Genomic DNA, 9,273 nt, shown 5'->3' on the forward strand with positions numbered 1-9,273 from the left:
GCCCCTCCGGTACCACTTGACCGCGCCGTACGAGGGGCGGGCTGCGGTGGGCTGTCAAGCCACGTGGGCTGATCTGGCTGTGGGGCGGTGGGCTTCATGCACCCTCCGCGTCGCGCCGGTGCGCTGCGCTGCAATAGCTGCCTTGGTGGCCCGGCACGACTTCGTTGCCTGGAATGTGGGTGCCGCAATGTGCGCAGCGCACCATCGGCAAGGTAGGGGGCGTGCGCGGCGCGGCGCGGCCGTCGCCGTTTTGGCGCAGGCGCTGGCTGCGCTGCCACAGCCAGACCCCCGCCAGAATGGCCAGCAGAACCGCCAGCAGTTTCATGCCGCGCGCTCCAGCATCACTTCCAGCACAAAGCGTGAACCCACGTAGCCCAGCAGCAGCAGCGCCGCGCCCACGTACAGCACCCGCACCGCGCGCCGCCCGCGCCAGCCAAACAACGATCGCCCAGTCAACAGCGTGGCAAAGGTAAGCCATGACAGAAAGGTGAACACGCGCTTGTGGTCCCAACGCCAGGCCCCTTCGGCCGAGCCGTAAAGCTGCTCACCAAAGAACAGCCCTGCCACCATGGTCAGGGTCAGCAACACAAAGCCCGCGCCGACAAAACGGAACATGATGCGTTCCAGTGTCAGCAAAGGCACGCCTTCGGGCGCGGCCTGCGTGGCGCGGCGCATGTTGGATTCGGCACGCGACATCATCCAGCCGTGCGCCACGGCGGCGGCCAGCAGGCCATAGGCGGCGATGCCCAGCGCCCAGTGCAGCGGCAGCAGCGGCGATGAATCGACGTGCAGCGGCGTGCCCGGAAACAGCAGCGCCAGCACGATGGCCAGCGCGCCGAATCCGGCCAATGCCCAGCGTGCGCGCAGACGGGGATAAAGCTGGCTTTCGATGGCATACACCGTCAGCACCAGCCACACCGTGACCGACAGTGCGGGCGCAAAGCCAAAGCGCGGTGCGCTGCCCAGCAGGCTCCAGCCCAGCAGCAGGCCGTGCAGCAGCCAGGCCAGCAGCAGCACGCGCCGTGCGGCCACGTCGCCCAGCGCGCGTGCGGCCAGCGCGGGCACGGTATAAGCCAGCGCCGCCGCTGCGCCCAGCAGCAGGCTGACCGGGGTGGGGCTGGCTAAAATCATGCGTCCAAGTTTAGCGGTTTGGGTCTGGTTTTTGGCCTGAATGGCCATCCACAGCCTGTTTGTGCGGTAAGTTTATGTGCGCAAATCACAAGGCACCTCAAATCGCGCTTTTCATTGCACCGCACCGCGCAGGAATCCCGCCCATGGCCTCTGCCCTTACCGACAAACTTTCCAGCCTGGTCAAAAAAATCAGCGGCCAGGCCCGCATTACCGAAGACAACGTACAGGACATGTTGCGCGAGGTGCGCATGGCCTTGCTGGAGGCCGATGTGGCCTTGCCCGTGGTGCGCGATTTTGTGGCCCGCGTCAAGGACAAGGCCATGGGCCAGGAGGTGCTGGGCAGTCTGAAGCCCGGTCAGGCGCTGGTGGGCATCGTCAACCGCGAACTGGCCGCCACCATGGGCGAGGGCATCAGCGACATCGATTTGGCGGCGCAGCCCCCGGCGGTCATCCTCATGGCGGGCTTGCAAGGCGCGGGCAAAACCACCACCAGCGCCAAGCTGGCGCGCCACCTGATCCAAAAGCGCAAGAAAAAGGTGCTCACGGTGTCTGGCGACGTGTACCGCCCGGCGGCCATCGAGCAGCTCAAAACCGTCACCGCCCAGGCCGGCGCCGACTGGTTCCCCAGCACGCCGGAGCAAAAACCGCTGGACATTGCCCGCGCTGCGCTTGATCACGCCAAAAAGCACTTTTACGATGTGCTGCTGGTCGACACCGCAGGCCGCCTGGCGATTGACGAGGCGCTGATGCAGGAAATCAAAACCCTGCATGGCGCGCTGAACCCGGTCGAGACCCTGTTCGTGGTCGATGCCATGCAGGGCCAGGACGCGGCCAACACCGCCAAGGCGTTCAAAGAGGCGCTGCCGCTCACGGGCATCGTGTTGACCAAGATGGACGGTGACTCGCGCGGCGGTGCGGCGCTGTCGGTGCGGCAGATCACCGGCGCGCCGATCAAGTTTGCCGGTGTCAGCGAAAAGATCGACGGGCTGGAGGTGTTCGATGCCGAGCGCCACGCGGGCCGTATTTTGGGCATGGGCGACGTGGTGGCGCTGGTTGAGCAGGTTACCGCCAATGTGGACATCGAGGCCGCCAAAAAACTGGCCGATAAGGTCAAGAAAGGCAACAGTTTCGACTTGCAGGATTTCTTGAGTCAGTTGCAGCAAATGAAGCAAATGGGGGGCCTGGGCAGCCTGATGGACAAACTGCCCAGCCAACTGGCGGGCAAAGCCAGCGAGGCCGATCTGGACCGCGCCGAAAAAGACGTGCGCCGCAAAGAAGGCATCATCAACAGCATGACCGCGCTGGAGCGGCGCAAGCCCGAGCTGCTCAAAGCCAGCCGCAAGCGCCGCATTGCCGCCGGGGCGGGTGTGCAGGTGCAGGAAGTCAACCGCCTGCTGAAAGAGTTTGAGCAGATGCAGGGCATGATGAAGCAGATGAAAGGCGGCGCGCTGATGAAAATGATGCGCCGCATGGGCGGCAAGAACGCGCTGGGCGGCCTGCTGGGTGGTGGCGGCATGCCACCGCTGCCGCCGGGCGTGGGGCCGGGCGGCAAGCGACCGTTTTGAGCGCTGCCAATATTTCTCCAGATCTGGCGTATCTGAGTCGGCGCACGGGTGGCGCGCCGTTGCGCGTGCTGATGGTTTGCATGGGCAACATCTGCCGCAGCCCCACGGCGCATGGCGTGCTGCAAAAAATAGTGGCCGATGCGGGGCTGGCAGCGCGCATCCAGGTCGATTCAGCGGGCACGCACGACTACCACGTCGGCGCGCCGCCCGATGCGCGGGCGCAAGAGCATGCCACGCGCCGCGGTTATGACTTGAGCGCCCAGCGCGCGCGCCACCTGCTGCGAAGCGACTTTGCCGAGTTTGATGTGGTGCTGGTGATGGACGCCCATAACGAACGCGCCGCCCGCGCCCTGTGTCCGCCTGCCCAGGCGCACAAGCTGCACCGGCTGACCGACTTTTGCAGCCCGCGCTTTGCCCAGGTGCGCGAAGTGCCTGACCCCTACTACGGCGGTGCAGCAGGTTTTGATGTGGTTCTGGACTTGGCCGAAGACGCTTGCACTCAACTGTTGGTACGCCTGGCTGGCCGCTGATCCTTTTGCAGCCCATCCCGATCCGAATCCCACACCCCTCACGCTGAGACTTTGAACACGCTCTTGGACGGGCAGGTTGGCAAACCAGTTTGCTATTTATAAAATAGCTTTTACCGTAAGCTCCGCTTGCGTTAGAGGCCAAAAATGTTTAAAACAAATACCCGTCCGCACACACATTTGATGGCGCGTCGCCCTTGGATGCTGGGGCTGGGTGTCAGTCTGGTACTGGCCGGATGCGGCAGCAGCCCGGGCCGCCGCACGTCCACAACGCCCAATGATGATCGCCCTGCCACGGCGAGCAAAGGCACTGGCGTGCAACCTGTGGCCGCACCCGTGCCGCCGTCGCAACCCGTGCTGGATTTGAACCCCACCGGGCGCGAAGAACTGGTGGCGCGCACCATGCTGCTCATCAACACGCCCTACACCTACGGCGGCAATACGCCGCGCGGTGGTTTTGATTGCAGTGGGCTGGTGCATTACGTGGTGGGCCAACTGGTGGCTGCCGATGCGGCTGCCGCGCGCCGTCTGCCGCGCAGCACGGCCCAGTGGGCCGCCGCCACCCAGCCGGTGACTGAAGCGGCGTTGCAGCGGGGTGATCTGGTGTTTTTCAACACCACGGGCCGCGCGTTTTCGCACATGGGCATCTACGTGGGGCAAGGCCAGTTTGTGCACGCCCCTTCCACCGGCGGCACCGTGCGTAAAGATGCCGTGGGCAGCCGCTACTTTGGGCGGCGCTATCTGGGCGCGCGCCGGGTGTTTGCGGGGTGAGGCGTTTGCAAAGCAGCGCCTTTCCCATGTCAATTTTCTTTTACAAACCAGCTTCTGCCTTCAACAGTGCCGCCTTGTCGGTGCGCTCCCAAGAAAACTCAGGCTCGTCGCGGCCAAAGTGGCCGTAGGCGGCGGTCTTGCTGTAGATCGGGCGCAGCAGGTCGAGCATCTGCACGATGCCTTTGGGGCGCAGGTCAAAGTGAGCGCGCACCAGCTTGGCGATTTCGTGGTCGGGGATTTGGCCGGTGCCTTCGGTGTAGACGGTGATGTTCATCGGCTCGGCCACGCCGATGGCGTAGGCGACCTGGATCTGGCACTGGCGCGCCAGCCCGGCGGCAACGATGTTCTTGGCCACGTAGCGGCAGGCGTAGGCGGCGCTGCGGTCCACCTTGGTCGGGTCTTTGCCGCTGAAGGCACCGCCGCCGTGCGGGCAGGCACCGCCGTAGGTGTCGACGATGATCTTGCGGCCCGTGAGGCCGCAGTCGCCCTGCGGGCCGCCGACGACGAAGCGACCGGTGGGGTTGATGAGGTATTTGGTGCCCTTCAGCCACTCGTTGGGCAGCACCGGCTTGATGATTTCCTCGATCACGGCTTCGATGAAGCTGGGCTTCATCTTGGTGGCGGACTCGGATTGGTCGGGGTGGTGCTGGGTAGAGAGCACCACGGTGTCGATCGAGTGCGGCTTGCCGTCGACGTAGCGCAGCGTCACCTGGCCCTTGGCGTCGGGGCGCAAGAAGGGCAGCTGGCCGCTTTTGCGCACCTGCGCCTGGCGTTCGACCAAGCGGTGCGCGTAGTAGATCGGGGCGGGCATCAGCTCGGGCGTTTCGTCGCAGGCGTAGCCGAACATCAGACCCTGGTCGCCCGCGCCGGTGTTCAGATGGTCGTCGGACGCATGATCGACGCCCTGGGCGATGTCGTTGCTTTGCTTGTCGTAGCAGACCATGACTGCGCAGCCTTTGTGGTCGATCCCGTAGTCGGTGTTGTCGTAGCCGATGCGGGCGATCGTGTCGCGCGTCACCTGGATGTAATCGACGTTGGCGTTGGCACTGATTTCGCCTGCCAGCACCACCAAACCGGTGTTGGTCAGCGTCTCGGCGGCCACGCGGGCGCGGGGGTCTTGCGCCAGCAGTGCATCGAGGATGGCGTCGGAAATCTGGTCTGCCACCTTGTCAGGATGGCCCTCGGAAACCGACTCGGATGTGAAGAGAAAACTGTTCGCCATTTCCATTTGAATAAACTCCTAGGTTTTACACACTGCGTTGCCACAACCTGGAATCAGAACTGGCGAACGCTTTAGCAGTACTTTTTTGCGTCGCCCTGCAAGTAGTTCCATAACTCGGCGACGTGGGTGTGCATTTTAGTCGATCAGACTGTTCATTTTTGAATTGCCTCGCTGAGTCACCATGCTTGCGCTGTCTCGCTTTGTTTCTGGCTGGCCGCTGTCGGTGTTGCAGCGCCTGGGGGCGGCGCTGGGCTGGTTGGTCTGGCTGGCATCGCCCACCTACCGTCGCCGCTTTGCCGAGCATGCGGCGCTGGCAGGCTACAGCTTTGAGCAGGTGCGGCCCGCCGTGGCCGCTGCCGGGCGCATGGTGGCCGAAGCGCCGCGCGTGTGGTTTGGCCCGGCGGTGCCGGTGTCGATCCAGGGAAAAGAACACATTGAACAGGCTTACGCCGCAGGCAAGGGCGTCATCTTCGTTACACCGCATCTGGGATGCTTTGAGATGGCGGCGCAGGCGGTGGCTGAGGGCTACAGCGCCGCGCATGGCCCCATCACCGTGATGTACCGGCCCGCGCGTCACCCGGCGGTGGTGGAGGTGATTGAGGCGGCGCGCCAGCGCCCCGGCATGGAAACCGCGCCCACCACGCTGGCGGGCGTGCGCCGCTTGCTGAAAGCCTTGCGTGCAGGGCAGTCGGTGGGCATCTTGCCCGATCAGGTGCCGCCCGAAGACATGGGCGAATGGCTGCCGGTGTTTGGCCGTGCGGCCTACACCATGACGTTGACCGCGCGGCTGGCCTTGCAAACTGGTGCCGCCGTGCTGCCTTGCTGGTGCGAACGCTTGCCCGCCGGGCGCGGGTTTGTGTTTCATGTGCGCCCCTTGAGTCAGCCGCTGGCAGATGATTTGACCGAAGCCACGACGCAGATCAACCGCGAGATGGAAAACCTGATCCGCGAATGCCCGCAGCAATATCTGTGGGGTTATGGCCGCTATAAAACGCCGAGGCCCGAGCTGTGAGCGGCGCTTTGCGCGGGCGCTTTTGGGCGCTGTCGGCTGATGAAGGCGCGTCCACATGAGGCATCTGGTGATCGGGCTGCTGTGCCTGCTGGCCCCGCTGCCCTTGCCGTGGTTGCGTGCGCTGGGTGCGGGCCTGGGGCGGGTGCTGTTCGTGCTGGCGCGTGCACGCAGGCACATTGCTTTGACCAACCTGCGCCTGTGCTTTCCTGATTTGCCAGAGGCCGAGCGCGTGGCCATGGCGCGGCGCAGCTTTGTGTACTTTTGCCAGGCTGCGTTGGATCGCGCCTGGCTGTGGCACGGCAAGCCCGAATTACTGCAACGCCGCGTGCGCGTGCATGGTGCGCTGCACGAGTTTGAACGCGACAGCGGCGTGATCGTGTTTGCGCCGCATTTTTATGGGTTAGACGTGGGCGGCAGCGCCATCATGGCGCAGATGCAGCGCCCCGGTGCGCTGGTGTACGCCAAACAGCCCGACCCGGTGCTGGACGACTGGATGCGGCGTGGCCGCGAGCGCTTTGGCAACGTGCGCGCCTATGCCCGCACCGACGGCTTGAAGCCCGTGGTGCGCGCTTTGCGCGACAAGGTGCTGCTGTACCTGCTGCCGGATATGGATCTGGGGCCGGAAGAATCCATCTTCGTGCCGTTCTTCGGCATTCCCACTGCCACCGTGCCTTCGGTGTCGCGGCTGGCGCGCATGGGCCATGCGCCGGTGCTGACGGTGCTCACGCGCATCACCCCCACGGGTTATGACACCGAAGTGCTGCCGGTGTGGGAGGGCTTTCCCACTGATGACGTGGTGGCCGACACGGCGCTGATGAACCAGCGGCTGCAAGGCTACATCGCCACCATGCCCGAGCAGTATTACTGGGTGCACAAGCGCTTCAAGACCCGACCACCGGGTGTGCCGCCAGTGTATTGAATCCCACTAGTGTCCTGAATTGCAAATTCGTTGAACAAATCCGCCGAGAATCGGCACCATGCGGCGTTGCAAAGCCTCGCGATATCGCCCGGTATCGCTGCGTTTTGCGTCTTGCCTGGTACCGATTTCGGCAGATTTCTCATTTCAACGAACTTACAACTCAGGACACTAGAAGTACCTGGCGATGTCTTGTGTCAAACATCAATCAAAATCGGCTTCAATGCTGATATAGAAAGCGTGAAAAGCTATTAAACAGATAGCAAAAAATGCCCGATATGTTCAGCCACCAGCGCGGGCTGCTCGTGCACCACCCAGTGCGTGGCACCGTCGATGCGTTCAATGCGCCCCTCAGGCACCCAGCGCTCCAGCCCGTCCAGCAAATCGGGCAGCAAGGCCGCGTCGTTCATGGCCCACAGCAACAGCGTGGGCAGGGGGACGGTGAAGGCGTTGGGCGGCAATTGCACGGCGCTGGCTCCGGGTACGCCGTCGCGCGGCGGGTGCAGCGGCGTGGTGCGGTAGTAATTCAGTGGCCCGGCCAGACCCGCGCCAAGGCCGCTGCCGTCGCCTTGCCATACGGCGCGGTAGCGCTGGCGCAGGGCATCGGTCATCCAGCCCGCACCGGGCGGCAAGCCCTGCGCGGTGGGTAAATGACTGAGTGAGGTGGCGCGCGCAGCCTGGACGGCAGCTTCAGCGCCGGAGGCACCGGCCAGATCGAAAAACGGCCACAGGCGTGCAAAGTCGTTTTCGGCCAAAAGGGCTTCAGCATCGGGGCGCACCAGGAAGTTCATGTAAGCGCTGGCCGCCTGTTGTGCAGGGCTGGTTTGCAGCTCACGCGCAAAGGTTTGCGGGTGGGGTGAATTGATGATGACCAGGCGTTGCATCAAGTTCGGCCGCTCAGCCGCCAAGTTCCAGGCCACGGCACCGCCCCAGTCGTGGGCCACCAGGGCGGTTAGTGCACCACCTGCGCCACATTCCAGCTCGATCAGGGCCGCCAGATCTTGCATCAGATGTTTGGCGCGGTAGGCGTCCATTTCGGGCGGGCTGCTGCTGCGCTCGTAACCGCGCAGATTGGGCGCGACGCAACGAAAGCTGCCGTGCTCGGGACGGGCAAAGTGTGCCAGCAGTTCGTCTCACACAAAGGCAGCCTCGGGAAAGCCATGCAAAAACATCAGCACGGGTTGTCCTCGCTTGCCCACCGAACGGCAACTCAAGGTGATGCCGTGGGGCAGTTCGGCCAGCCAGGTGTCGATCATTAATTTGCTCCTTATTTAATAGCTTGTAACTATTTATTGATCGGCATCACCGAATTTTTTTAATGTTGTGCGGTGCATGCCATTTGCGTCAGGTACTTCCATTGTGGTCAGTGGAGTGTGGGCGAGCTGTCGCTAAGGTGCGGAGTAGGCAGGGGGCGAATAGCCCGCGTCATCTGCTATCGTTTGATGCACCTTCAAGGAGGCAGATCATGGCGATTCGAGTGATTCGGCTTGGCAGCCCACGCGCGGCGAATGAGGGCGTGCGCATCGGCACGGTGCGGCGTCCGCCACGCGGGGTGCCCAAGGCGCGCTTTGCCGCCGACAACTGGTACGACGTGTGGTACCCCAACCTGTCGCCCACACCGGATTTGATGAAGCTGGCACTGTCCACGCATGCTGACCCGAACAGTGCGCAGTCAAAAAAAACCTGGGATGGCTTCACGCGCCTGTTCCGCAAGGAAATGGCTGAGCCGGACGCGGCGCGCACGCTGGACATGCTGGCGGCGCTGTCGCGCGGGGCCAATTTTTCGGTTGGCTGCTATTGTGAGGACGAGGCGCGCTGTCACCGCGCCATCTTGCGTGCGCTTTTGCTGGAGCGTGGGGCGGACATTACGTGATCCCCTGTGGCGCTGACGCGCCTTCACCCTCTTGCTGCGGGAAGAAGAAGACACCAGTTGTTGGCGCAAGCGCGCTGACAGCGTTTGCTGGCCTGCCCTGCTCTGTCCTGCGGTCATTTAATGGGTGATAACGCTATCTAAGGAAGGTCTGCAAAAGTCAGCCCCATGACGGCCTGATCTGAGACAGTGGAGCGATGCAACAGACAAGCCTTGCCACCACTGGATTCGAGCTTGCAGCCAAACGCACGCGCAAGCG

9 protein-coding genes and 1 pseudogene are annotated in these 9,273 nt (G+C 63.5%); 6 read left to right on the forward strand and 4 right to left on the reverse strand.

All coding sequences use genetic code 11. From position 1 onward, the window contains the following. Positions 1-94 precede the first annotated feature (94 nt). Both ACK5NW_RS15260 and ACK5NW_RS15265 read right to left on the reverse strand, forming a co-directional pair. On the reverse strand, positions 95-325 hold the full coding sequence (locus ACK5NW_RS15260; protein ID WP_416929598.1) for a PP0621 family protein: 231 nt from the start codon (positions 323-325) through the stop codon (positions 95-97). Beyond that, a complete protein-coding gene (locus ACK5NW_RS15265) occupies positions 322-1,131 on the reverse strand; it encodes a cytochrome C assembly family protein (RefSeq protein WP_416929600.1) in 810 nt (269 codons plus the stop codon). Before ACK5NW_RS15265 ends, ACK5NW_RS15260 begins: the two co-directional genes overlap by 4 nt. Before the next feature lie 143 nt (positions 1,132-1,274). Here ACK5NW_RS15265 and ffh point away from each other — a divergent pair, with 143 nt between their 5' ends. The 3 genes from ffh (at position 1,275) to ACK5NW_RS15280 (ending at position 3,994) form a co-directional block, all read left to right on the forward strand. Then, positions 1,275-2,696, forward strand: a complete 1,422-nt coding sequence (gene ffh, locus ACK5NW_RS15270; protein ID WP_416929602.1) for a signal recognition particle protein — start codon at positions 1,275-1,277, stop codon at positions 2,694-2,696. 71 nt (positions 2,697-2,767) lie between these two features. Continuing rightward, positions 2,768-3,226: a low molecular weight protein-tyrosine-phosphatase gene (locus tag ACK5NW_RS15275; RefSeq protein WP_416929616.1), complete on the forward strand. Its 459-nt coding sequence runs from the start codon at positions 2,768-2,770 to the stop codon at positions 3,224-3,226. 180 nt (positions 3,227-3,406) lie between these two features. Beyond that, complete coding sequence (locus tag ACK5NW_RS15280; protein WP_416929604.1) at positions 3,407-3,994, forward strand: C40 family peptidase; 588 nt, start codon at positions 3,407-3,409, stop codon at positions 3,992-3,994. 40 nt (positions 3,995-4,034) lie between these two features. On the opposite strand, the gene metK is transcribed toward ACK5NW_RS15280, so the two are convergent. Continuing rightward, positions 4,035-5,216 carry a methionine adenosyltransferase gene (gene metK, locus ACK5NW_RS15285; RefSeq protein ID WP_416929618.1) on the reverse strand — a complete coding sequence of 394 codons (1,182 nt, stop codon included), beginning with the start codon at positions 5,214-5,216 and terminating at the stop codon, positions 4,035-4,037. Positions 5,217-5,397: 181 nt separating this feature from the next. On the opposite strand from metK, the gene ACK5NW_RS15290 reads away from it, so the two are divergent. Further along, positions 5,398-6,228 carry a lysophospholipid acyltransferase family protein gene (locus ACK5NW_RS15290; protein WP_416929606.1) on the forward strand — a complete coding sequence of 277 codons (831 nt, stop codon included), beginning with the start codon at positions 5,398-5,400 and terminating at the stop codon, positions 6,226-6,228. A 55-nt stretch (positions 6,229-6,283) separates the two neighbouring features. Then, on the forward strand, positions 6,284-7,147 hold the full coding sequence (locus ACK5NW_RS15295) for a lysophospholipid acyltransferase family protein (protein WP_416929608.1): 864 nt from the start codon (positions 6,284-6,286) through the stop codon (positions 7,145-7,147). 248 nt (positions 7,148-7,395) lie between these two features. Here ACK5NW_RS15295 and ACK5NW_RS15300 read toward each other — a convergent pair. After that, positions 7,396-8,400 (reverse strand): annotated as a pseudogene (locus tag ACK5NW_RS15300) (alpha/beta fold hydrolase). Between the two features lie 209 nt (positions 8,401-8,609). Here ACK5NW_RS15300 and ACK5NW_RS15305 point away from each other — a divergent pair. After that, positions 8,610-9,017 (forward strand): DUF488 domain-containing protein, encoded by a 408-nt coding sequence (locus tag ACK5NW_RS15305; RefSeq protein ID WP_416929610.1) that lies wholly within the window; start codon positions 8,610-8,612, stop codon positions 9,015-9,017. Positions 9,018-9,273: the final 256 nt, after the last annotated feature.

The organism is Ottowia sp., from assembly GCF_047975795.1.
Classification (GTDB): Bacteria; Pseudomonadota; Gammaproteobacteria; order Burkholderiales; family Burkholderiaceae_C; genus Ottowia.